This window comes from Kutzneria sp. NPDC051319 (assembly GCF_040682195.1).
Taxonomy (GTDB): Bacteria; Actinomycetota; Actinomycetes; order Mycobacteriales; family Pseudonocardiaceae; genus Kutzneria.
In genome coordinates this window covers 1-23,415 of record NZ_JBFBAM010000109.1, presented here as the reverse complement: position 1 = coordinate 23,415, position 23,415 = coordinate 1, and the positions used below count along the sequence as shown (strand labels likewise).

The 23,415-nt window shown below is 70.6% G+C and carries 18 protein-coding genes; 10 read left to right on the top strand and 8 right to left on the bottom strand.

Features of this window, described 5'->3' with window-relative positions; genetic code table 11:
- Nucleotides 1-32 precede the first annotated feature (32 nt).
- Nucleotides 33-2,384, bottom strand: a complete 2,352-nt coding sequence (locus AB0M73_RS46840) for a Tex family protein (RefSeq protein WP_363906190.1) — start codon at nucleotides 2,382-2,384, stop codon at nucleotides 33-35.
- 95 nt (nucleotides 2,385-2,479) lie between these two features.
- Between AB0M73_RS46840 and AB0M73_RS46835 the strand changes: the two genes are divergently transcribed.
- Nucleotides 2,480-3,598: a TIGR03364 family FAD-dependent oxidoreductase gene (locus tag AB0M73_RS46835; protein WP_363906192.1), complete on the top strand. Its 1,119-nt coding sequence runs from the start codon at nucleotides 2,480-2,482 to the stop codon at nucleotides 3,596-3,598.
- The gene (locus tag AB0M73_RS46830) at nucleotides 3,598-4,260 is read left to right on the top strand and encodes a phosphonatase-like hydrolase (protein ID WP_363906188.1); all 663 of its coding nucleotides are present in this window, start codon (nucleotides 3,598-3,600) and stop codon (nucleotides 4,258-4,260) included. Before AB0M73_RS46835 ends, AB0M73_RS46830 begins: the two co-directional genes overlap by 1 nt.
- Here AB0M73_RS46830 and AB0M73_RS46825 read toward each other — a convergent pair.
- Both AB0M73_RS46825 and AB0M73_RS46820 read right to left on the bottom strand, forming a co-directional pair.
- The gene (locus AB0M73_RS46825) at nucleotides 4,253-5,434 is read right to left on the bottom strand and encodes a hypothetical protein (protein ID WP_363906187.1); all 1,182 of its coding nucleotides are present in this window, start codon (nucleotides 5,432-5,434) and stop codon (nucleotides 4,253-4,255) included. The two genes, AB0M73_RS46830 and AB0M73_RS46825, sit on opposite strands and share 8 nt — an antisense overlap.
- Nucleotides 5,371-6,966: a BTAD domain-containing putative transcriptional regulator gene (locus AB0M73_RS46820; protein WP_363906185.1), complete on the bottom strand. Its 1,596-nt coding sequence runs from the start codon at nucleotides 6,964-6,966 to the stop codon at nucleotides 5,371-5,373. The genes AB0M73_RS46825 and AB0M73_RS46820 overlap by 64 nt, the downstream gene beginning before the upstream one ends.
- 111 nt (nucleotides 6,967-7,077) lie before the next feature.
- Here AB0M73_RS46820 and AB0M73_RS46815 point away from each other — a divergent pair, with 111 nt between their 5' ends.
- On the top strand, nucleotides 7,078-9,612 hold the full coding sequence (locus AB0M73_RS46815) for a P-loop NTPase fold protein (RefSeq protein ID WP_363906183.1): 2,535 nt from the start codon (nucleotides 7,078-7,080) through the stop codon (nucleotides 9,610-9,612).
- Between the two features lie 4 nt (nucleotides 9,613-9,616).
- Here AB0M73_RS46815 and AB0M73_RS46810 read toward each other — a convergent pair whose 3' ends face one another.
- Complete coding sequence (locus AB0M73_RS46810; protein WP_363906181.1) at nucleotides 9,617-10,207, bottom strand: TetR/AcrR family transcriptional regulator; 591 nt, start codon at nucleotides 10,205-10,207, stop codon at nucleotides 9,617-9,619.
- Nucleotides 10,208-10,294: 87 nt separating this feature from the next.
- Between AB0M73_RS46810 and AB0M73_RS46805 the strand changes: the two genes are divergently transcribed.
- Together AB0M73_RS46805 and AB0M73_RS46800 are read left to right on the top strand one after the other, a co-directional pair.
- A complete protein-coding gene (locus AB0M73_RS46805; protein WP_363906179.1) occupies nucleotides 10,295-11,422 on the top strand; it encodes a nucleotide disphospho-sugar-binding domain-containing protein in 1,128 nt (375 codons plus the stop codon).
- A 139-nt stretch (nucleotides 11,423-11,561) separates the two neighbouring features.
- Nucleotides 11,562-12,533 (top strand): hypothetical protein, encoded by a 972-nt coding sequence (locus tag AB0M73_RS46800; protein WP_363906177.1) that lies wholly within the window; start codon nucleotides 11,562-11,564, stop codon nucleotides 12,531-12,533.
- Here the strand turns inward: AB0M73_RS46800 and AB0M73_RS46795 are convergent.
- Together AB0M73_RS46795 and AB0M73_RS46790 are read right to left on the bottom strand one after the other, a co-directional pair.
- Nucleotides 12,526-13,365 (bottom strand): NmrA/HSCARG family protein, encoded by an 840-nt coding sequence (locus AB0M73_RS46795; RefSeq protein WP_363906175.1) that lies wholly within the window; start codon nucleotides 13,363-13,365, stop codon nucleotides 12,526-12,528. The two genes, AB0M73_RS46800 and AB0M73_RS46795, sit on opposite strands and share 8 nt — an antisense overlap.
- A gap of 51 nt (nucleotides 13,366-13,416) precedes the next feature.
- Nucleotides 13,417-14,031 carry a TetR/AcrR family transcriptional regulator C-terminal domain-containing protein gene (locus AB0M73_RS46790; protein ID WP_363906174.1) on the bottom strand — a complete coding sequence of 205 codons (615 nt, stop codon included), beginning with the start codon at nucleotides 14,029-14,031 and terminating at the stop codon, nucleotides 13,417-13,419.
- Between the two features lie 253 nt (nucleotides 14,032-14,284).
- Here AB0M73_RS46790 and AB0M73_RS46785 point away from each other — a divergent pair, with 253 nt between their 5' ends.
- The 5 genes from AB0M73_RS46785 to AB0M73_RS46765 all read left to right on the top strand — a co-directional run bounded on the left by AB0M73_RS46785 (nucleotide 14,285) and on the right by AB0M73_RS46765 (nucleotide 21,037).
- Nucleotides 14,285-14,518 carry an ester cyclase gene (locus AB0M73_RS46785; RefSeq protein WP_363906173.1) on the top strand — a complete coding sequence of 78 codons (234 nt, stop codon included), beginning with the start codon at nucleotides 14,285-14,287 and terminating at the stop codon, nucleotides 14,516-14,518.
- 43 nt (nucleotides 14,519-14,561) lie between these two features.
- Nucleotides 14,562-15,038, top strand: coding sequence for a MarR family transcriptional regulator (locus tag AB0M73_RS46780; protein ID WP_052395814.1), 477 nt, complete (start codon nucleotides 14,562-14,564; stop codon nucleotides 15,036-15,038).
- An 18-nt stretch (nucleotides 15,039-15,056) separates the two neighbouring features.
- On the top strand, nucleotides 15,057-15,812 hold the full coding sequence (locus AB0M73_RS46775; protein WP_363906171.1) for an SGNH/GDSL hydrolase family protein: 756 nt from the start codon (nucleotides 15,057-15,059) through the stop codon (nucleotides 15,810-15,812).
- 136 nt (nucleotides 15,813-15,948) lie between these two features.
- Entirely contained in the window at nucleotides 15,949-17,199 is a 1,251-nt protein-coding gene (locus AB0M73_RS46770) for an aromatic acid/H+ symport family MFS transporter (protein ID WP_363906169.1), read from the top strand.
- Between the two features lie 253 nt (nucleotides 17,200-17,452).
- A complete protein-coding gene (locus AB0M73_RS46765; protein WP_363906167.1) occupies nucleotides 17,453-21,037 on the top strand; it encodes a S8 family serine peptidase in 3,585 nt (1,194 codons plus the stop codon).
- 56 nt (nucleotides 21,038-21,093) lie between these two features.
- Here the strand turns inward: AB0M73_RS46765 and AB0M73_RS46760 are convergent, their stop codons facing one another.
- Both AB0M73_RS46760 and AB0M73_RS46755 read right to left on the bottom strand, forming a co-directional pair.
- On the bottom strand, nucleotides 21,094-22,980 hold the full coding sequence (locus AB0M73_RS46760; protein WP_363906165.1) for a glycosyl hydrolase family 18 protein: 1,887 nt from the start codon (nucleotides 22,978-22,980) through the stop codon (nucleotides 21,094-21,096).
- Between the two features lie 108 nt (nucleotides 22,981-23,088).
- Nucleotides 23,089-23,415, bottom strand: a 327-nt coding sequence (locus tag AB0M73_RS46755) for a carbohydrate-binding protein (RefSeq protein WP_363906163.1), incomplete at its 5' end; no start/stop codon positions are given.

The following is a 23,415-nucleotide window of genomic DNA, read 5'->3' as shown; positions in this document are numbered from 1 at the left end:
CCGTCCACAGTGGACGGCCACGCCGACGGGGATCACTTGCCGAAACCGGCCTTGCGCAACGCGTCGGCCATGGAGCCGGTGGCCGGGCGCTCCTCGCGCCGCTGGCCGCCGCCGCTGCCGCCGCGCTTGTTGCCGCCGCCGCGGTTCTGGTCCTGGCGCCGCTGGCCGCCGCCCTGCTGGGCGCCGCCGCCCTTGTTCTGGGCCGGTCCGCCGCGCTCGGGCTCGTCCTCCAGGCGCAGCGTCAGCGAGATGCGCTTGCGCGGGATGTCGATGTCCAGCACCTTCACCCGCACCACGTCACCGGACTTCACGACGTCGCGCGGGTCCTTGACGAAGGTGCGCGACAACGCCGACACGTGCACGAGACCGTCCTGGTGCACGCCGATGTCGATGAACGCGCCGAACGCGGCCACGTTGGTGACCACGCCCTCCAGGACCATGCCCGGCTTCAGGTCGCCGATCTTCTCGACGCCGTCGGCGAAGGTCGCCGTCTTGAACGCCGGGCGCGGGTCGCGGCCGGGCTTCTCCAGCTCCTTGAGGATGTCCGTGACGGTCGGCAGGCCGAACTTGTCGTCGACGAACTCGGCCGGCTTGATGGCCTTGAGCTTGGCGCTGTTGCCGATCAGCTCGGTCAGCGCCAGGTTGTTGGACGTCAGGATGCGGCGCACCACCGGATAGGCCTCGGGGTGCACGCTGGAGGAGTCCAGCGGGTCGTCGCCGCCGGGGATGCGCAGGAAGCCCGCGCACTGCTCGAACGCCTTGGGACCCAGCCGGGCCACGCCCTTGAGGGCCTCGCGGGAGCGGAACGGGCCGTTGCTCTCGCGGTGCTGCACGATGTTCTCGGCCAGCCCGGCCCCGATGCCCGACACCCGGGTCAGCAGCGGAGCCGACGCGGTGTTGAGGTCGACGCCGACGGCGTTCACGCAGTCCTCGACCACCGCGTCCAGCGACCGGGACAGCTTGGTCTCGGCCAGGTCGTGCTGGTACTGGCCGACGCCGATGGACTTCGGGTCGATCTTGACCAGCTCGGCCAGCGGGTCCTGCAGCCGCCGCGCGATGGACACCGCGCCGCGCAGCGACACGTCCATGTCCGGCAGCTCGGCCGAGGCGAACGCGGAGGCCGAGTACACCGAGGCGCCGGCCTCGGAGACGACGATCTTGGTCAGCTTCAGCTCGGGCCGCAGCTTGATCAGGTCGGCGGCCAGCTTGTCGGTCTCGCGGGACGCGGTGCCGTTGCCGATCGAGATCAGCTCCACCTTGTGCTGCTCGCACAGCTTGGCCAGGGTGGCCAGCGACTCGTCCCAGCGGTTGGCCGGCTGGTGCGGGTAGATCGCGGTGGTGGCCACGACCTTGCCGGTGGCGTCCACGACCGCGACCTTCACGCCGGTGCGGAAGCCCGGGTCGAGGCCCATGGTGGCGCGGGTGCCGGCCGGGGCGGCCAGCAGCAGGTCGCGCAGGTTGGCCGCGAACACGCGCACGGCCTCGTCCTCGGCGTCCTGCCGAAGCCGGGATCGCAGGTCCACCCCGAGGTGCACCAGGATGCGGGTGCGCCAGGCCCACCGCACGGTGTCGGTCAGCCACTTGTCGGCCGGGCGGCCCTGGTTGTCGATGCCGAACCGGGCGGCGATGCGGATCTCGTAGTCGGACGGCTGGCCCTCGACCGGCTCCTCCGGCTCCAGGCTGAGGTCGAGGACCTCCTCCTTCTCGCCCCGGAACATGGCCAGGATGCGGTGCGACGGGAGCTTGGTGAACGGCTCGGAGAACTCGAAGTAGTCGCTGAACTTGGCCCCGGCCTCCTGCTGGCCGTCGCGGACCTTGGACACCATGGCGCCGCGGGTCCACATCTGCTCGCGCAGCGCGCCGATCAGGTCGGCGTCCTCGCCGAAGCGCTCGACCAGGATGGACCGGGCGCCCTCCAGCGCGGCGGCCGCGTCGGCGACGCCCTTCTCGGCGTCCACGTACTGCCCGGCGGTGGCCTGGGGGTCGAGGGTCGGGTCGGCCAGCAGGCCGTCGGCCAGCGGCTCGAGGCCGGCCTCGCGGGCGATCTGGGCCTTGGTCCGCCGCTTGGGCTTGTACGGCAGGTAGATGTCCTCCAACCGCGCCTTGGAGTCGGCGGTCATGATCTGCTCGCGCAGCGCGTCGTCCAGCTTGCCCTGCTCGGCGACCGACTCCAGGATCGCGGCCCGCCGCTCCTCCATCTCGCGGAGGTAGCGCAGGCGCTCCTCCAGGGTGCGCAGCTGGGCGTCGTCAAGGCCGTCGGTTGCTTCCTTGCGGTAGCGGGCGACGAACGGCACCGTCGCACCGCCGTCGAGCAGACCGACGGCCGCGGCCACCTGCCCGTCCCGCACGCCGAGCTCGTCGGCGATCCTCTGCTCAATGGACATCACGGCGTCGATTCTGCCGTCTGCGCCCCGTCGCCTTCGATCCACCCTTAGGTAACGTGATGGTAACTGCTCTAGTCCATGCTACGGTCGTGGCCGTGCGAGTGGTGGTCGTCGGTGGAGGCGTGCTCGGGACGATGCACGCATGGCAGGCCGTGCAACGCGGCCACGAAGTCCTTCAGATCGAACGAGAACGGCAGGCCAGGGGCGCTTCCGTGCGCAACTTCGGCCTGGTCTGGGTCGGCGGGCGGGCGGCCGGCGAGGAGCTGGCGGTGGCCCGGCGGGCCCGCGAGCTGTGGGCGGAGATCGGCCGTCAGGTCGACGGCGTCGGCTTCCGGGCCAACTTCTCCCTCACGGCGCTGCGGACCCCGCTGGAGCTGGCCGTGGCCGAGGAGGTCGTGGCTCGTGGCGATGCCGCCGAGCGCGGCCTGAAGCTGCTGGCCCCCAATGAGGTCCGCTTGGTGAACCCGGCGCTGCGCGGCGAGATGCTGGGCGGCTTGCTGTGCGAGCGGGACGCCGCCGTGGAGCCTCGCGTGGCGCAACCGGCGCTGCGGCAACACCTCCTGGCCTCCGGTCGCTACACCTGGCTGCCGGGTCGTGAGGTTCGGGCGTTGCTGCCCCACGGCGTGCGCGATGATCACGGCGACGTGCACGGGGCGGATCTGGTCCTGCTGTGCACGGGGGCGGCGCTGGGCGGCCTGGTGCGGGAGATCGTCGGCGAGGTGCCGGTGCGGCGGGTGCGGTTGCAGATGATGCAGACCGATCCGCTGGACGAGCCGCTGACCACGTCGGTGGCCGACGGGGACAGCTTCCGCTACTACCCGGCCTATCGCGGCCCGGCGCTGGACGCCTTGAACCGCGAGCAGCCGCAGCCGCCGGTTCCCCGTGAGCACAAGATGCAACTCCTGATGGTGCAACGGCTTGATGGCTCGCTGACCATCGGCGACACCCACGAGTACGACGAGCCCTTCACCTTCGACGTCGACTCCGCCCCGTACGAGCATCTCGTTTCTGTGGCGGAATCCCTGCTGGGGCGGGCACTTCCGCCGATCCGGCGGCGGTGGGCCGGCGTGTACGCCCAGCACACCGATCCGGCCATGGTCGTGCACCGGGCCGCCGTCGCCGACAACGCCTGGCTGATCACCGGACCGGGCGGCCGGGGCATGACCTGTTCGCCGGCCATCGCCGAGCGCACCGCACTGGAGGCGGGACTCTGATGATCTCCTTGGCAGTACTGGACATGGCCGGCACCACGGTGGCCGACGACGGCCTGGTCGAGCGGGCGTTCACCGAGGCCATCGGCGCCGTAGGAGTGTCCTGCACGGACGATCGCTTCCCGGCGATGTTGGACCACGTGCGCCGCACCATGGGGCAGTCCAAGATCGTCGTGTTCCGGGCGCTGCTGCCGGAAACCGAGGCGCAGCAGGCCAATCGGGCCTTCGAAGCCGCCTACGGTCGGCTCGTCGAGGCCGGCCACTGCTCGTCGGTCCCGGGTGCCGAGCAGGCGATCAAGGACCTGCGGGCCGCCGGCGTGAAGGTCGCGCTGACCACCGGCTTCGCCCGTCCCACCCAGGACGCCATCATCGCCGCCCTCGGCTGGCACGACCTGGCCGACATCGCCCTCACGCCGGCCGACGCCGGCCGCGGGCGGCCGTTCCCGGACATGGTGCTCACGGCCGTGCTGCGCCTGGGCATCGACGACGTGCGAGAGGTCGCCGTGGTCGGCGACACCCCGTCCGACGTGGTCAGCGGCCTGCGGGCCGGCGCCTCCATCGCCGCCGGCGTCCTCACCGGGGCCTCGACCCGGGCGGAATTCGAGGCGGTGCGGGCAACTCACGTGCTGGAGTCGGTGCGGGACCTGCCGGCCCTGCTCAGCTGAGGGCCAGTTCCACGGTCTGACGCCAGTTCATGGCCCGGCCCTCGGCGAACAGGATGTCGTAGGACTGCGCGCCGAGGGAGTCTCGGGCCGTGGCCAGGGCATCGGTGAACAGTCGGGCCACGGACCGGGCGATCATGCCCGGGCTGAACTGGTCGGCGTACGTGGAGGCGGCGCCGCCCAGCCGGGCCGACCGGGTCGGGTCGTCCCGGTGCGCGGCGATGACCGCCAGGTAGATCAGCGCGAGCACCATGATCAAGGGCGCGCCGACCGGCTCCAGGATCGCCACCGCCTCCCGGGCCGCCCGCTCGGCCGGCGCCCACTCGGCCCGGTGGATCAGCACGGCGGCCCGCCAGGCCAGGATCACGCCCAGGTCCCATGGCGCACCGGCCGGCCGGCGCTCGGCCTCCAGCGCGATCAGGTCGCGTTCGGCCTGCTCGGGCCGGCCCAGCTTGAGCTCCATGCCGGCCCGAATGGCTCGCACGCCGCCGTGGGTGCTCGGCCAGTCCAGTTGGCGCAGCACGATCTCCGCCTCGGTGAGCATGGCGTGGGACAGCGCGTAGTCCCTGGTCCAGTTCCCGATGTGGGCCCGACGGCACAGCGCGGTGGCCAGCGTCTCGGGATCGCCGGTGTCCCGGGCCATGGCGATGGCCTTGTCGGCCAGCCGGCCCACCTCGGCCAGGTCCCGGCCGGTCACCGTGTACGCGTAGTGCGCGAGCACGGCGGCCTGGTCGCTGTCGGCCAGGATCTCCCGGGCCCACTGCTGGTACTCGCGGAAGCTGCCCGCGACCAGCCAGAGCGGGTGGAAGTCGAGGATCGCGGCGCAGCGGGCGAACAGGCCCCGGTCGAGCAGCCAGCGCATGGCCGCCCGCAGGTTGTCCCGCTCGTCGGTCAACCGCCGGAACCACGTGCGCTGGTCCGGGCCGTCCACGCCGTGTCGCGCCTGCCGCATGAGGCCTTCGACGTGCACGGCGTGGCGTTCCCGGAGGCCGTCGAGGTTTCCCTGGGCCCGGGCGAAGGTCCGGACGGTCTCCAGCAGGGCGAACCGCGACTCGCCCTGGCGCACGATCAGGCTGGCGTCCAGCAATCCGCTCAACAGCCTCAGGGTCGTGGTCAGGTCCAGATCGGCGACCTCGGCCGCGGCCGCCGCCGTGCAACCTCCGGCGAACACCGACATCGCCCGCAGCATGGCTTGTTCGTCGGTGGTGAGCAGGTCGTAGCTCCACGCGATGGTGGCCGACAGCGCCTGGTGCCGGGCCGGGAGGTCACGAGCCCCGTCGGTGAGCAGGTCGTGGGACCGTTCGAGCTGGTCTTGCAGGGCCTCGGGGACAGCAGCCGGGTTCGGGCGGCCGCGAGCTCGACGGCCAGCGGCAGGCGGTCCATCCGCTCGCAGATCGCCTCAACCGTGTCGCTGTCGAGGTCGCCGAGCGCCCCGGCCTGACGCGCGCGTTCGGTGAACAGCTCCATCGCCGCCGGCATGTCCAGCGACTGCACCGGGCGCAGCTGCTCACCGTTCAGCCGTAGTGGAGACCGGCTGGTGACCAGCACCGTGAGCCGGGGCGCGGCGTCGAGCAGCCAGCCGATGTCCGGCGCGGCGTCCAGCAGGTGTTTGAGATTGTCCAGCAACAGCAATGGATTCCGGTCCCGCAGGTGCCGCTGCACGGTGGTGCGCAACGAATCGCCGGCCAGGTCCTTGATGGCCAGCCCGGCGGCGATGGTCGGCAGCACCAGGTTCGGGTCGCGGATCGGGGCCAGCGGCACGACCGTGACGCCGTCGGCAAACCGCGTATCCAGCTCCCTCGCGGCGGCCAGGGCCAGCCGGGTCTTGCCGACGCCGCCGGGTCCGGTCAGCGTCACCAGCCGCGCGGCACCGACCCGTTCGACCACGTCGGCGACGTCACGGTCGCGGCCGATCAGCCTCGTTCGATGGGCTGGCAGCGCCGATTCCGGCTCGCGCGGCGGCATCAGGTCGAGGGCGGGATCGTTGCGCAGCACGGCCAGTTCGAGGCGTTGCAGCTCCGCGCCGGGATCGATGCCCAGCTCTTCGGCCAGGTGCGCCCGGGTGCGGCGGGCGATGCCCAGCGCCTTGGTCGACTGGCCGGCGCGATGCAGGGCCAGCACGAGCTGGCCGATGAGCCGTTCCCGGGTCGGGTGAGTGTCGGCGAAAGTGGTTATCTCGCCCAGGATCTCGTTGTGCTGGCCCAGGCGGAGCCGCGCGTCGATTCGGTCCTCCATCGCCACCAGGCGCGTCTCTTCGAGGCCGCCGCACAGCCTTTCGCGGATCTCCGGCGCCGCGACGTCGGCCAGCGCCGGCCCATGCCACAGGCCCAGCGCCTGGTCGAGCAGGGCGATCTTGGCCCTGTCGTTCGGCGCGAGCCGGGCCCGGGCCACGCCGTCGAGGAAGCGATGCGCGTCCACCGCCAGCGGATCGGCCCGCAGCAAATACCCCGCGCCTTCGGTGGCGATCCCCACCGCCTCGCCCACGTCGGCCAGGATCGCCCGCAGGTTCGACACCTGCACCTTGATCGCATGCGGCGCACTGCGCGGTGGGTCGCCCGGCCACACCCACTCGATCAGCCTCTGCACCGGGACCGTCCGGTTGACCTCCAGCGCCAGCAGGGCCAGCACCAGCCGCTGCTGCCGTGGCCCCAGCGCCACGACGTCATCGCCCACCCGCGCGCCGACCGGTCCCAGCAGACGAAGCTCCACCGGTCCCAAGGTGGCACAAGTCGAGCCCCCTTTCACGCCAAAGAAGGAGTAACACGTATTTCTCGGCCTCCCGGTGCATCCTGTACCCGTTCGCACGCGAAAGGGGCCGTGATGACAGGGCCGATCCCGCGGCAGCTCCCCGCGCCGGTGCCGAACTTCGTCGGACGAGGTCGCGAGATCAAAATGCTCGACCTGCTGGTCGAGGCCGACGAGCGGAACATTGCCCAGGTGCTGGGCGTGGGCGGCATCGGCAAGACGGCGTTGGTACTGCATTGGGCCAGCCAGGTTGTCGGCCGCTTCCGCGACGGCCAGATCTTCATCGACATGCGCGGTTACTCCGTGGGCGGCGTCCCAGTCGCGCCCGCCGAGGCGCTGACGTCAGTCCTGAGCGCTCTCGGCGTCGAGCCCGACCGGATTCCGGACGGCCTCGATGCCCGCTCGGCAGCGTTCCGCGCGCTGATCAGCGGCCGCCGCCTGCTGATTGTTCTCGACAACGTCGCCGCCGGTGAACAGGTCGAGCCGTTGATACCCGGCTCCGGCGACTGCCGATTGGTGATCACGAGCCGTCGGGACATGGACCTGCCGGCGACCGCCTTTGCCAGGGTGGTCAACCTCGGGCCGCTGGCCAACGCCGAATCCCGGGATCTGTTGGAGGAAGTGCTCGGTGGCGAGCGGATGGCCGCTGAACCCGAAGCATTCAGCAGGCTCATCGACGGCTGTCAAGGAGTGCCGTTGGCCCTGCGTGTGGCAGCCGGTCACGCGCTGCGAAGTCAGCAGCCCCTGTTCGAGTTGGTCGAGAGCTTCGGCGGATTCGATGACCCGGTCTCATTGAAAGCCTTACTGTCCCTGACCTATAACACGCTGTCGACCGAGGCCGATCGGCTGCTGCGGCTGTTGGGGCTGCATCCGGGTGGTCCGGTCACAATTGCGGAAGCCGCCGCGTTGGCCGACGTGCCGCCACAGGCCGCTGCCGGTTTGCTCGAGACCCTCGCGAACACGAGCATGCTCGACCGGGACGGTGCGGACTATCGGCTGTATCCGTTGATCCATGCCTACGCCCACGAACTGGTGATGCGGGAGGACACCGCTGAGGATCGGACGGCGGCCGCGAAACGGCTGAGCAGGCTCACGCGAAAGCCCCGGCAGAACGTCGAGTTCGTGGATGACGCGCCGGCGTGCAAAGACCGGTTGGACCGGGATCTGCTGGCCGAAGACCTGGCCAAACGGTTGCGGCAGGCGCAGGATCGGCGGCCGGAGGTGTCCTTCCTGCTGCACCTGGATGGACCCTGGGGCGCGGGCAAGACGAGCCTGCTCAACCTGATCGAGCACGAGCTAGCCGCATCGGCAATGGTCGTGACGTTCAATGCCTGGCGGTACGCCCGGGTGGAACCGCCGTGGTGGGCGCTGATCACCTGCCTGCGGGACCAGCTGATCCGGGCCCAGCCGCGACGGAACCGCCTGCGGTGGCACGTAAGGGAGACTTGGGCGCGGGTGCGCCGGTCGGGAGCCTCGTATCTGCTGGCGATGCTCGTGCTGGCGGTGCTTGTCGCCGCGGTGCTCATGATCTTCCGGCCGATTCCGTTGGCGCCCAAGGACTTCGGAGACTTCGCCAAGGCGATCACCGGCGGGCTGGCGGTGCTGGCGGCGTTCTGGTCGGTGGGCAAGATCGCGGCCCGGCTGCTGCTGTGGAACTCGGCCAGCGGGGCCAGGCTGCTGGAGCAGTCGCACACCAACCCGATGCGTGAAGTGACGGAGCACTTCGCCTGGCTGGTCGACCACGCGTCCAAACCGGTGGTGCTGTTCATCGACGACCTCGACCGGTGCGACGAGAAGTACGTGGTGGCGATCCTGGAAGCGGTGCAGAACCTGGTTCGCGACGCGCCGGGCGGCACGAAACAGATCCCGCGCGCGGCCAGTTTCGTGGTCGCGGCCGACGGGGCGTGGCTGCGCCGGGCCTACGAGAAGACGTACGAGAACTTCCAGGGCGCCGTGGACGAACCGGGCCGGCCGCTCGGACATCTGTTCCTGGACAAGCTGTTCCAGCTCAGCGTGCCGATGCCGGCCATGGGCGAGGAAGCGCGATCCTGCTACTTCGACACGCTGCTGGGGGTCGCCCCCGACTCTGGCCGTCAGGAGCCGACCGACGAGGTGCACGAGGCGCAGGCCCGGATGGTGAGCAGCCGCACCGAGGGCGAGGTGCTCGACGTCCTCGACAACGCCAGCCCACCGGTTCGGCGGGCGGTCATCGCCGACGCCATCGCCAAGATGTCCACGCCGGAGGTCAGCGAGGCGACCGAGCACGCGCTCCAGAAGTTCGCCCCGCTGCTGCTGGCCAACCCCCGCGGCATGAAGCGCTTCGTCAACACCTACGGCGTGGTGCGCACCCTGCGCACGCTGGAGGGCAACACCGTGGGCCCGGACGCGCTCGCGCTGTGGACGATCATCCGCCTGCGGTGGCCGCTGCTGGCCGAGCACCTCGAACAGGATGCCGACCTGATCGACCGGATCATGGCGGCCGAGGCGGACGTCGATCTTCCCGACCAGCTGAAGTGCCTGATCACGGCGCCCGAGGTGCGGCGGTTCTTCAAGGAGTCGCAGCTCACCCCGGCGATGTTCCGGTCCTGCGGCGGCGGCCAGATCGGCTGAGCCGTCAGGCCCGCAGCAGCGGGACCAGCACCTCGTCGACGATCTCGGTGATCACCTCGTCGGTGATGGGGCCGCCGTGGGTGAGGAAGTGGTCGCGCATCAGCGCGGGGCCGACGGCGGCGACGCGGGGCGTCAGCGCGCCGGGGCGGACCTGGCCACGGGCGGCGGCGCGGCGTACGAGGTCGAGCATGAGCTGGTTGCGGCGCTCGACGAAACGCTCCCGGTGCCGGCGCATGGCCGCCTGGTCGATGGTGACCTCGGCGAGCACCGCACGCACGGCCTGGCCCAGCGGGCTGTTCAACGCGTCGGCCATGGTGCGCAGGGCCGCGAGCAGGTCGCCACGAAGCTCGCCGGTGTCGGGCAGCTCTCCGACGGCGGGGAAGACGTTGAGGGTGGCGTCCATGATCAGCTCAGGCCGGCCGGCCCAGCGCCGGTACAGCGAGGCCTTGCTGGTGCGGGCCCGCTCGGCCACCCGCTCCATGGTCAGCCGCTGGTAGCCGACCTCAACCAGCTCCTCCAGGGCGGCCGCGAAGATCGCCTGGTTGAGCTCGTCGCCGCGTCGTCGCGGCCCCTTGCGGTGATCCACGCCACCCATCCATTCAGCTTAGAGTCCGTTGCGTTCTCTAACACCCGGGACTACCGTAAGGATAGAAAACGCTTCGTTCTCTATGGGGGAGTCCTCGTGCGTGTTCTCGTAGTTTCGGCCCCCGGTGTGGGCCATGTCTTCCCGATCGTCCCGCTGACCTGGGCTTTGCGCGCGGCCGGACACGACGTCCTGGTCGCCACGGCCAGCGCCGGGCTGGTGGTCGCCGACGCCGGCCTGCCGGTCGTGGACGTGCTGCCCGGATACGACATGCGGCAGCAGTTCGAGCAGATCCGCGGGCAGCATCCGCATTTCGCCGAGATGGGCGCCCGCCGCGTCCGGGACCTCAAGGAGGTCGGCGAGTTCCTGCCGTTCCTGACCAGGCCGCTGGTGCCGGGCGTGCTGGCCGCCGCCGAGCGGTTCCGCCCGGACGTCATCGTGGAAGGCTCCATGTCCGGCGCGGGCCTGATCGCCGCGGCCCGGCTGGGCGTGCCGCGGATCGGCCACGGCTTCGGCTTCGTGCGCCCGGCCGGCATGACGGAGATGTTCCGCGAGCACATGGCCGCCGAGTTCGAGCAGCACGGCGTCGGCCTGCCGGAGCGGCTGGCGCACGTCGACATCGCGCCGCCCAGCATGATCGCCGGTGAGCCCGAGGGCTGGTCGATGCGGTACGTGCCCTACAACGGCGGCGGCGTGGAACCGGACTGGCTGGGCGAGGTTCCCGACCGGCCGCGGGTCGCCGTCACGCTCGGCACCGTCGCCCCGACGATGAACGGCCTCGGCCCGGTCGAGCGGATCATCGCGGCGGCGCCGGACGTGGACGCCGAGTTCGTGCTGGCGCTGGGTGAGAAGGTCGACCTCGACAGCCTCGGCCCACTGCCCTCGAACGTCCGCGCCGCGGGCTGGATCCCGCTGAACTCGTTGCTGGCCAGCAGTTCCCTGCTCATCCACCACGGCGGCGCCGGCACCGCGATGACGCCGCTGACCATGGGCGTGCCGCAGTTGGTCGCGCCCAGCGGCGCGGACCGGTACATCAACGCCGACGCGGTGCAGGACCGTGGCATCGGCCTTCAGGTCGAGGAGTCCGAGCTCGACGCGCGGGTGATCAACCAGCTGCTCGACGAGGACAAGTTCCGCACCACCGCGGCCGAGGTCGCCGCCGAGGTCGCGGCCATGCCGTCGCCGGCCGAGGTGGCCGCCCGGGTGATTGATTTCGTTCGGGGTTGAACCGGTCCGCGTTACCGCTCGTGTCACCCACACTTGACGGCAACGGCACGGGGGTGCGCGGGACATGTGTGAGCGACCGACACCGGAGTTACCGGGGATCGTCCCGACGGTGACCGCGGGCGGGGCGAAAGTGTGGCTGGTGACCGGATATCAGGACGTGCGGGCCGGGCTTTCCGACCCGCGCCTGAGTCGGGACACCCGGGCCGCCGGGCACGTCATCGACGGCGACGACCTCGACGGCCAGGCGTTGCGGTCCCTGCCCATGGCTGTGGCGGAACCGTTGCTGTGCACCGAGTCCGCCGACCGGCTGCGCCGACTCGGGGCCTCGGTGTTCACGGCTGTGAACGTCGAGCCGCTGCGTCCGCTGGTCACCGAGCTGGTGGCCGGTCTGCTCACGCCGCTGCGTGGACGGCGGTCGGTCGATCTCGTCGCCGAGGTCGCCCGGCCGCTGCCCGTGCTGCTCACGGGCGAGCTGCTCGGGCTGCCGGTCGAGGACAGAATCCTGCCGTGGACCGAGGTTCTGCTCGCCTTTCACGAACGGGCCGGCGCCGACCTGCCGGCCCATCTCGCCGCCGTCGCCGCCAGCGACCTCGTGTCGTCGTTGGCGGCGTTGAAGGTCACGAACGACGAGATGCTCAACCTGGTGGCCATGCTCGTGGTCGGCGGGGTGGAGATCGCCGGCGGCTTCGTGGCCAACGCCATGTCCGCGCTGCTGGACAACCCCTGCCGGGTTGCCTTGGCGCGCAACGAGCCTGTGCTGATGTCCGACATGATCGCCGAGCTGGTCAGCGGCAGCGATCCCTTGCACGTCGGCACCTTCCGGTGCACCACCGAGCCGGTTCGGTTGGGCGGCACCGTGATTCCGGCCGGTGAGGTAGTCATGCTCGCCGGCGCCGACTGCCCGTCCGACCATCGGTACGCCGGCACCGTCGGCCACGGCGTGCAGCACCGCATCGGCTCCCTGCTTGGCCGGCTGCTGGCGGAGACCGTGCTTGAGCAGCTCGTCGACGAGTTTCCCTTGCTGCGCCTGGCGGTTTCGCCGACGCGGGTGCCGTGGCAGTTCACCCGCCAGAGCCGGGCCGTCGAAAGCCTGCCCGTGCTGGTCAGCTGAGGGCCTGTCCGGCCCAGTCGGCGAAGGTGTGCCAGCCGATCTCGGGATAGTCGGTCCGCAGGCGCGTGATGTCGACGTCCATGCCGACCCGCTCGAAGTAGGCGAACATCGCCGCCAGATCAGCGGAGTACCGCGCGACATCCTCGACGCCGGCCGCGTCGAACTCGACGTCACGACCGAGCACCGTGCCGAGCGTGCGGGCCATCTCCTTGCCGGTGCGCTCGTCCGAGGCGATGTCGACGCGGTGGCCGAGGAACTCCTTGCGGCGCCCCATGACCAGCGCCGCGAACGCCCCGATGTCCGCCGCCGCGATCAGCTTCAGCGGCGTCCCCGGCGACAGCGGCAGCGAGTACTTGCCCTGCCGCAGCGACCGGCTGGCCCAGCCGCCCGCCACGTTGTCCATGAACGCCGCCGGGGCGATCACCGTCCAGTTGTCCGTCGCCTGCGCCAGATGCCGCTCGATGACCCACTTGCTGTCGAAGTGCGGGATGCCCGTGCCCCGGTCGGCGTTGGTCGCCGACGTGAACACGATGTGCTTGACGTCGGCCCGCACCGCCGCGTCGATGGCCTCCACCCCGTGCCGGATCTCCGTGTCGAGGTCCGTGCCGAACGGCGTCGTCACCAGAAAGACCGCATCCGCCCCGGCGAACGCCCGATCCAGCGACCCCGGATCGTCGAAGTCCGCCCGCACCGCCTCCGCCCCGGGCAGCTCGATCGGCCGCCTGCTCACCGCCCGCACCCGATGCCCGTCGGCCACCAGCGCCCTCGCCGTCGCCCCACCCTGCGTGCCGCTCGCCCCTGTGACCGCCACCGTCAGCTGTGAATGTTCCATGCACAAAGTTTGACCGTGAAAAGATTCTCCGCGCAAGTCTTTTTTCTGACGTCAGGCCAGGGCCACTGCCTCCAGGCCGGTGAGCAGGGCTTCGACCGCGAAGTGGAACCGGGCTTCGTCATCGGTGCCCTGCCCACTGCGGGCAGCGGTGGCCAGCAAGGGGAACGCAGTGAGATCCGGGGTCGGGGAATCGGGACCGATGGCGACCTCGCTGGTGGCGTGGCCGATGGCGAAAATCGAGAGGGTGTTCAGCGCGTCCAGGGCGTGGCCGAGGGGGAAGCCGGCGTCGACGAGCATTCGGACGCCCTGCTCGACGGGGCGGAGGGTGTCGGGAGTGACGGCCGGACGCGAGGCGATCAGGGGAAGCAGTTCGGGGTGGGCCAGCAGTGTGGCGCGCAGGGAATGCGCGTAGGCGGCGAGCGTGGAGCGCCAGGCGCCGTCGAAGGCGGGCGGTTCGCAGTGTCGGAGCACGAGCTCGACCAAGCCGTCCAGCAGGGCGTCCTTGGTGGGGACGTGGTGGTAGAGGCTCATGGCCTCGACGCCCAGCTCGGCGCCGAGGCGGCGCATCGACAGGGCCTTGAGGCCGTCGCGGTCGACCAGGGCGAGCGCGGCGGACAGCACTCGCTCGCGGGAGAGGCCGGCCTTGGCGCCGGGCGTTCTTGACATTCTTACATCGTAAGGGCAGGCTGAAACTTACAATGTAAGGAAGGGGGCGGGGTGACCGACGAGAACAAGCGGGTCGTGTTGGGGTTCTTCGACGCGGTCAACGGCCGCAGATCGGCGGAGCTGCCGGCGTACATGGCGGCGGACGTGGTCGACCACAACAAGATCATCTTCGGCGAGCCGGACGAGCCGGGCGCGGCGTTCGACGGGTTTCGGCAGCAGCTCGACGCGTTCGGCGAGGGCCGGATGGAGCCGGATGGAGCCGGTGGAGCTGATCGCCGAGGGCGACCGGGTGGTGGCCAGGCTGACGGTGAGCGGCGTGCACACGGGCTTCCACCCGCGCATGCCCGTGCCGACCAACCGGCCGTTTCTGGTCGAGCAGATCTGGATCTTCACCCTGCGCGATCGCAAGATCGCTGAGATCAGGGCGGTCAGCGACCGGCTCGGCATGTTCCTCCAGCTGGGTTGGGACTGGCCGACGGCCGGTTGAGGCAACTGTTGACAGCGGAAGTGTTCTGCCGTCAACTCTTGCCATGGCGGATCCCGACCCCCTGCTGGCGTGGCTCTATCTGCAACAGGGCGTGAAGACGATCGAAGAGTCGCTCAGCGCCACCATGGAGGAGCACTGCGGCTGCACGCTGAGCGAGCATTCGACGCTCTACCGCCTCAAGACGGCCAAGGATCAGCGGCTGACCATGGCCGAGCTGTCGGAGCTGCTGTCGATCAGCCCGAGCGGCGTCACGCGGCTGGTCGACCGGCTGGTGCGGCGGGGCTGGGTGGAGCGGGTGCAGCCGCCGGACAACCGGCGGACGGTGTGCGCGGTGCCGACGGAGGAGGGCCTGCGGGTGCTCCAGGGTCAGACGATGGTCGTCTACTGGCAGTCGGTGAACCGCCACTTCGAGTCCATTTTGGACGCCGAGGATCTGGCGGCGGCGGCGCGGATCGGCCGCAAGATGTTGGAGGCGAACGGCCGTTGGGACGAGAAGAGGTTCGCCCCCGGGTCGGCGTGATCGAGGTACCGTCCGAACATGAGACGTTATGTCGCGCTGGGGGACAGTCTGACCGAGGGCATCGGCGATTTTGCCGATGACGGTCGCCCGCGTGGCTGGGCGGACCGTTTCGCGCACGGCCTGGCCGCCCGACGGGGCGAGGTCGAGTACGCCAACCTCGCCGTTCGTGGCCTGACCGCGAGCCAGGTGCTGGCCACGCAGGTGGGGCCGGCCGTCGACCTGGCCCCGGACCTGGTCAGCGTCATCGTCGGCATGAACGACCTGCTGCGACCCCGGTTCGACGTCGGCACGCTGCGCCGCGACCTGGGCGCGATCTACGGCGGCCTGGCCGCGACCGGTGCCGTGGTGTTCACGGCGACGCTGCCCGAGCCGGGCATCGGAGTGCCGCTGCCGGCCCGGATGCGGGCCAGCTTCGTGCGCCGAGGCCGCCGTCTCAACGATGCGATCCGGCAGGCCGCCGCCGAGCACGGCGTGCGCTGCCTGGACCTGGCCCGGTCGACGCCGACCGATCCGGCGATCTGGAGCTCGGACAAGCTGCATCCCAGCGCATACGGGCATCAGCTCATCGCCGACGAGTTTCTGGCTTTCCTGCACGGCCAGCCGTCGGCCGCCGACAGCCCGGAGCACGAGAAGGTGTCGGCCGTGCGGCCGGCTGACCAGGTGCGATGGGTGGCCGGTCAGGTCGGCCCGTGGCTGTGGCGGCGGCTGACCAGCCGGCCGGCGGGCGAGGGCGTCACGGCCAAGCTGCCGGCCTATCAGCTACTGCGCGCCTGACGCTTCAGGGCAACCAGTTGCCCGAGTGTTGCCCGATTCGCAGAGAAGTCTGTGAGTTTCTGTCCGGCCCGCATCGTGGCCGCTACCCTCGTTCGCATCACGAATATCCGTGCGCATCGCGAACAAGGAGGGCCCTGTGACTTCCCTCGAAGCCCCCGGCCGAGGCTGGGTGCTGCCGCTGTGCTGGTCGGCCGTCCTGTTGGACGGCTTCGACCTGGTCGTGCTGGGCACCGTGCTGCCGGTGCTGCTGCGCGGCAACGTGTGGGGCCTGACCCCCGCGACCGCCACGCTCGTGTCCACCATCGGCCTGGTCGGTATGACCATCGGCGCGCTGGTGCTGGGCACCGTCACCGAGGTCCTCGGCCGCCGCCGAGCGATGATCGTGTCGGTGACGGTGTTCTCCGTGTGCACGCTGCTGTGCGCGGTGGCGCCGTCGGCCCTCCTGTTCGGCGCGCTGCGCTTCATCGCCGGCCTCGGTCTCGGCGGCTGCCTGCCCACGGCCATCACGCTGGTCAGCGAGCACTACGCCCGCACCGGCCGGCCGAGCACGGCCACCACGACCGTGATGACCGGCTACCACGTCGGCGCGATGGCCACCGCCCTGCTGGGCATCGTCCTGATCGAGCCGCTGGGCTGGCAGGCCATGTTCGTGGTGGGCGCGCTGCCGGCGCTCGCGCTGGTGCCGCTGATGATCAAGCACCTGCCCGACTCGGCCACGCCGGTCGAGCACCGCGCCGGTTCGTCGATCAAGCAGGCGCTGGCGACCCTCTTCAAGGGCCGCATGGTCGCCGTGACGATCGCGTTCTGGATCACCTCCTTCATGGGCCTGATCCTGGTGTACGGCCTGAACACCTGGCTGCCGGAGATCATGCGGCAGGCCGGCTACCCCCTCGGCGCGGCGCTGGGCCTGTTGCTGACGCTGAACTTCGGCGGCGTCGTCGGATTGTTGGTGGCCGGCATGGTCGCCGACCGCATCGGCATGAAGCCGGCGACGCTGGGCTGGTTCGTCGTGGCCGCCGTGCTGCTGGCCGTGCTGAGCATCAAGATGCCCGGATTCGCCTTGTACATCGCGGTTTTCCTGTCCGGGGCGTTCGTCTTCAGCGCCCAGGTCCTGGTGTACGCCTACACGACCCGTGCCTATCCGCCGGAGGCGCGGGCCACCGGGCTCGGCTGGACCGCAGGCATCGGACGTATCGGCGCAATCTGCGGCCCGCTGCTCGGCGGCGTCCTGCTCACCGCCGGCATCGTGTACCCGTGGGGCTTCTACGCATTCGCCGTGGTCGCGGCCCTGGCGGCGGTCGGCGTGGGCGCGCTCAACGCGGCCAGCCAGCTGCCCGTCGACGGCGTTAGCCCAACAGGCGCAAAGGCGGACACCTCCAACCACTAGGTGACTGCCATCACGTTGCTCCCCCCGGGCCCGCCTGCGATGTTGCCCGGATGACCGCCGCCACGGTCATTCGGGCATCCAGGCCCTGGAAAGGAGCACAATGCTGCGCGGTCTGGTCCTGGTCACGGCGGCGGCTTCGGCTATCGCCCTGACTACAGCCGGTCCAACGGCAGCCGCCCCGGCGGCCCCGTTATCCCCAACTCCCACAGGCACTTCCGCTCTGGGCGACCTGGTCGGAAGACCAACGGCGCCGGTGAGCAGGCAACCCGACGCCGTCATCGTCGTCACCGACGGAACGGCGAAGTTCGGCGCCGACGCCACGGCCGTGGACGGCGTGCCCAACACGACGGTGGTGCACGTCGACGGCGACGCCGAGAAGGCGGCGCAGGAGCTGCGCAAGCAGCCCGGAGTGCGCTTCGCCGAACCGAACCGGGCCGTCAGCAGCATGAGCTCGGGCCAGATGCCGCTGCCCGACTGGGCCGCGACCCTGCCGGTCACCGGGCCCGACAACTACGGCGTCACCTCGTCCCTGCAAAGCTTTCTCAACGCCGGTGGCGTCAACGCGCTCGGCGCCTACGACACCCTCGGCTCCCGCTACGGCCAGCTCCCCGGCACGGGCGAGATCATCACCAGCGTCAGCTCCGGCGACCTGACCGACCAGACCACGGTGGTCAAGGACGGCCAGCGCTACCTGGACATCCCGTCCATGCCGCTGATCCCGACCTACGTGGCCAACGGCAGCGCGCTCGACCCGGTCGGCACCACTGCCGGCCAGGACGCGCAGCTGGCCGAGGTGCTGCTGGACTTCGCCGTGATGGCCCCGCTGCCGCACGACAAGCAGCGGCCCGAGGCCCTCGGCAGCCGTTCGACCGACCTGCTCGGCATCGCCCCCGGCGCGCAGTACCGCCTGGTGGTGCCTACGGAGGTCAGCGACGGCGGTATCGCGCAGGCCCTGCTGGCCGCCGCCCGGCAGAACCCGCGCCCCGACGTGATCACCGCCAGCCTCGGCTTCGGCGTCGACCAGTACGGCTTTCCCGGCCGCTACCTGGAGGACGACGCGATCCTCCAGTCGGTGATCTCCACCATCGTCCGCGACTACCACATCGTCGTCACCATCTCCTCCAACGACGGCACCCGCCTGTACACGCCCGCCGCGGTCGGCCCGGACGGCGGCAGCACGCCGACCGACCTGGCGCGCAAGGCATCCGAGACCACGGACATCAACGACGACAGCTTCTCCACGACCCCGAGCGAGGTCCTCGACAGCGGGGCCATCGCCGTCGGCGGCACCACCCTGGACGACATCCTGTCGCAGCCGGGATCGGCCAACGGGACCTATGCGACCACCCGAGCCAACGGCGGGATGAACTACTCCTCCGGCTTCGGCGACCGCATCGACGTCTCCGCGCCCGGTGACGGCATTCCCGCCTTCATCCACACGGCCGGCGGCAGCCCGCAGGCCGTGACGGCGGTGTTCAACGGCGGCACCTCGGCCTCCGCGCCGGAGGTGGCGGCCGCCGCCGCGGTCGTGTTGCAGGCGGGTCGTCTGGCCGGCAAGCACCTCGACCCGACCGACGTCCGCAAGCTGCTGCAGAAGACCGGCCGTCCGGTGGCGACGCCGCCGCAGATCGACCGGAAGCTCAACGTGGGCAACCAGATCGACGTCACCGCGGCGGTGACCTCGTTGCTGCCCAAGACGTCCAGGACCGAGATCCAGCGGATCTCCGTCGCCCACCGGGTCGTCTTCGGCAACCTCGGCGGCAACTTCACCGAGGCCTCCGACCCCAACCGCATCGACCTCCAGTCCGGCGGAAGCGGCGAGGGTCTGGTCGGCCCGGTGACCATCGGCGCGGACGTCACCGGCGCGCCCGACCGCAAGCTCGACTACGTGGTCACGGTGAACGGCAAGCAGTTCCACGCCGACCACCCGGCGGTCCGACTCACGCCGACGCAGCTGTTGCAGGCCGCGGGTCTGCCGGTCGTCGACACGAACGACCGGAACGTGGACCTGACGTTCGAGGTGCGCGACGGCCACAAGGTGTTGGCGTCGGCCAAGAAGACGCTGACCGTCGGCCCGACCGACGGCACCTACGCCGAGGCGATCGCCCCGAGCGCCCCGGCCACGGTCAGGGCGGGCGCCCCGGTCACCGTGCACTACGACCTGACCGGTGTCCGCAGCGCCAAGTCGCCGCAGCTGGTGGTGTCCTCGATCGGCCACTGGAACCCTTTGACCGCCCCGATCTTCTCGGCGGCGTACCAGGCGCCGCTGACCGCCACGTCGGGTGACGTCACGATTCCGGCCAGCGCCTTCAACGGCGGTGGCGGCCTCTACGGCATCGGCGTGGTGCAGGATTCGACCGGCCTTCGCCCGATCTACGGGGAATTCGCGTCGATCCGTGTCGACGGGGGGACGGCCGACCACCGCGCCGCCGCCCCGACCTTCAACGACAACGCGCACAACCTGACCCTCAACCGGACCGCGACCACTTTCTCCGTCAACTACGACGTGCGGGGCATTCCCGGCGCGACCGGGGCCGAGCTGGAGTTCTCCGCGCCCGCGCCGACCCTGTTCAACTCCTACAACACCGTCACCAACGCCAACGGCACCCGGCCGGACGACGACGGCATCGACGGCTCGTCCGCGTCGGTCCAGAGACTGCCCGGCCGCAACGGTTCCGTGAAGTTCGACTCCACCAAGCTCGGCCTCGGGTTCTCCGACTCGTACAACGTGCGGGTGATCGCGCTGGGCCGGGACGGCAAGCCGGTGGGGCAGGCCGGCCCGAGCTCGTTCCTCGAACTGGACGACGGTTTCGCCCCGGACAACAACGCGGTCGTGGACTTCGCCGCCCAGGGCAAGGATTCCGTTGTCGTGACCGATGACGGCAACGGCCACCAGGCCGTTCGCCGGTACGACCCGAGCACCGGCGCCTACGGCACGGTTCTGACCACCGGCGGCGGCTTCCGGCTCGTCGGCGTCGACCCGTCGTCGCACCGGGCGGTCGTCCTGCACGGCACGGGCGTCGAGATCTACGACGTGCAAGCGGCGAAACTCGTCGGCACCGCGACACTCGGGGACTACCTGACGATCGGCGGCCGGGTCGACACCACCCGACACCGCGCGGCGGTCCTGTTGCGCCACAACGGGGACAACGCCGACGCCGTGGTGTCGGTCGACCTCGCCACCGCGACGGCCGGTCAGCCGATCGCCGCGGACCAGGGTGTCGCGCCGGGAACGTACTTCCTGATCGACATCAACCAGAAGACCGGGCAGGTGTTCATCTCCAAGGCCGGCGGCGGGCTGATCTGCTTCGCCGGCGGCAATGCCCTGGTCGCCCGCATCGATCTGGACGCGGCGACCGTCACGCCCGCCGGGCAGTCCGACGGCTGCGCCGGCGCGCTGGCCGTGGACGACGGCACCAACACCGCGTATCAGCTGTCGTACCGGTCGTTCAGCGTCAACATCACCGGCACGACCAACCTGATCCCGGTCGCCGGCGACACCTTGGTGCCGGGCAACGCCGTCGCCGTGCGGAAGCAGTCGTCGCTGACCCTGGCCGTGGACGGCGTGCACCACCTGGCGCTGGTCGCGTTCCAGACGCCGCCGGTGGTGTCGCAGTTCGGCGCGGTCGGCGGATTGCTGTTCGACAACAACGCCACCAGCCAGCTCGCGGTCGTGGATCTGGCCACCGGCAAGGCAGTCGGCACTGTGCGGGGCATGAACTACTCGACCGGCCTCGTCGGCGCGGGCCCCGGCCAGGGCGTGCAGCTCGACCCGGCCACCCGCACCGGCTGGACGTTCTCCGGCGATGCCCGCCAGGTGCAGCAGTTCTCGTACTGAGACAACAGAAAGGGCCCGGCCGTGGTGGCCGGGCCCTTTCCTCTTACTCCCCTACCTCAGCAAGCACCGTTGTCGGTCCACACATTCTGGCTGTTGGCCCCGGGGGTGTCGCCCTGGGTCCACCACTTCGCCGTCCACTTGTGGCCGCCGTAGGAGACCACCGCGCCACCGTTGTACGGAACCGTTGCGCTCCACGCGGTCGGGCAGTTGCCGCCGCCGGGCGGAGTCGTGCCGCCGCCACAGGGACCGTTGTCCGCCCACACACCCTGGCTGTTGGAGCCGGGGGTGTCGCCCTGGGTCCACCACTTCGCGGTCCACTGGCGACCGCCGTAGGACACGACCGCGCCGCCGTTGTACGGGGTGGAGGCGTTCCACGCCGCCGCCGAGCAGCTACCGGGCGGGCTGGTGGTCGTCGTGGTGGTGGTCGTGGTCGTCGTAGTGGTCGTGGTGGTGGTCGTCGTGGTGGGCGGGCCCGCGCAGCCCGGCGTGCTGGCCGAGAGGCCGTTCACCACGGCGTTGAACAGCGTCGAAGCCGGGTCGAGGTCGTAGAGCGAGAACATCATCGCGCCGGCCAGGCCGTTGCAGTGGATGTAGTCGGTTCGCGCCTTGATCGACTGCGGCGAGGAGCCGCCGTAGAAGTTCGTGCCGTCGTAGAACCAGGCCGACTGCGTGGTCGGGTCGAAGAAGGTGTCGGCCGGGTTGTTGACGACCCCGGTCAGCTCCTTGTACATCGCCACACCCGGCACGTCGCCGCTGAGCGTGTGACCCGGGGACGGGCCGGTCGCGCTCTGGTACAGGCCGTGGTTGTTGCCGGCCGGCACACCCGTCCAGCCGCGGTAGTAGAACGGGATGCCCAGCGTCAGCTTGTTGGACGGGAAGCCGCCGGGTATGCCGTAGGCGCTGGAACCCTTGGTGTAGGCCTTGAGCACCGAGTCGATGGTGTACTTCTCGGCGCCCGGCGGGATGGTCCCGGACGGGTCGCTCGGCGAGGAGTACAGCGGGTCCTGGAAGTTCGTCGGACCGGTGGCGTCCCACGCGCCGTGCATGTCGTAGGTCATCGCGTCGGCGAAGTCCATGTACTGACCGATCTTGTCGGTCTGGATCTTCGCGATCTTGTCCTGGCCGCCGGGCAGCGCCGCGGACAGCGAGTAGTGCTTGCCGCCCAACGCGTCCAGCTGTGACCGGAACTCGGCCAGCAGCGCGGTGAAGTTCGCCGTGTCGTTCGGGCTGGTGTGGTTGCCCAGGTGCCCGCCGGCCGCCGCCGGGTACTCCCAGTCGATGTCGAAGCCGTCGAAGATGCCGGCCGCGGTGCCCGGGCCGCCGTAGCCGCCCTGCGAGGGCAGGTTGCCCTTGATGAACATGTCGATGCAGGAGCTGACGAGCTTCTTGCGGGAGGCGTCGGTGGCCGCCGCGTCCGAGAAGTACTTCGAGTACGACCAGCCGCCCAGCGACAGCACGACCTTCAGGTTCGGGTGCCGGGCCTTCAGCTCCTGGAGCTGGTGGAAGTTGCCCACGATCGGCATGCCGAAGGCGTCCGCGGTGCCGTCGACGCTGATGTCCGAGCCGAACGACTTCTGGTAGTCGGCGAACGCGTCGCCCGCGCCGTCGCCGGCGTTCGGGTCGTTCTCCCCGCCCGGGTCCGGCGTGCTGGCCTTGGTCGCCTCGAAGCAGGACAGGCTGGACGGGTCGATGTTCTCGAAGTCGTAGATCAGGTAGTCGAGGTTGTTGGCCAGCGAGTCGACGTTCTTGGGGTAGTACGCGTTCTGGTAGATCGACCACTGGTCGTAGTAGGCGATGCGCAGGCCGCCGCTGGACGCCGCGGCGGTCGCCGCCGCCGGGGTCACCGCCAGGGACTGGGGCTGCTGCGTGGTGTTGGCGCCGACAGCGGTGATGCTGCCGACGACCACGGTCGCGGCCGCCGCCGCGATCAGGGCCGTTCTCACGGATGACTTCATCTGCAGGGGGCCTTCCGAGGAGGGGGGATTACGGAAGTGTGGTGTTCGCCGGCGGGTCGGGATCGGGGGCACCGACCCGCCGGCGAAAGCGCTGACTCAGCAGGAGCCGTTGTCGGTCCAGACGTTCTGGCTGTTGGCGCCGGGCGTGTCGCCCTGCGTCCACCACTTCGCGGTCCACTTGTGGTTGCCGTAGGAGACGACCGCGCCGCCGTTGTACGGCGTGGTGGCGCTCCAGGCCGCCGGGCAGGTGCCGCCGCCCGGCGGGTTGGTCGTGGTGCCACCACCGGTGCAGGCGCCGTTGTCGGTCCACACGTTCTGCGAGCCGCCCGGGGTGTCGCCCTGCGTCCACCACTTGGCCGTCCACTGGTGGCCGCCGTAGGAGACGATCGCCCCGCCGTTGTACGGGGTGGTGGCGTTCCACGC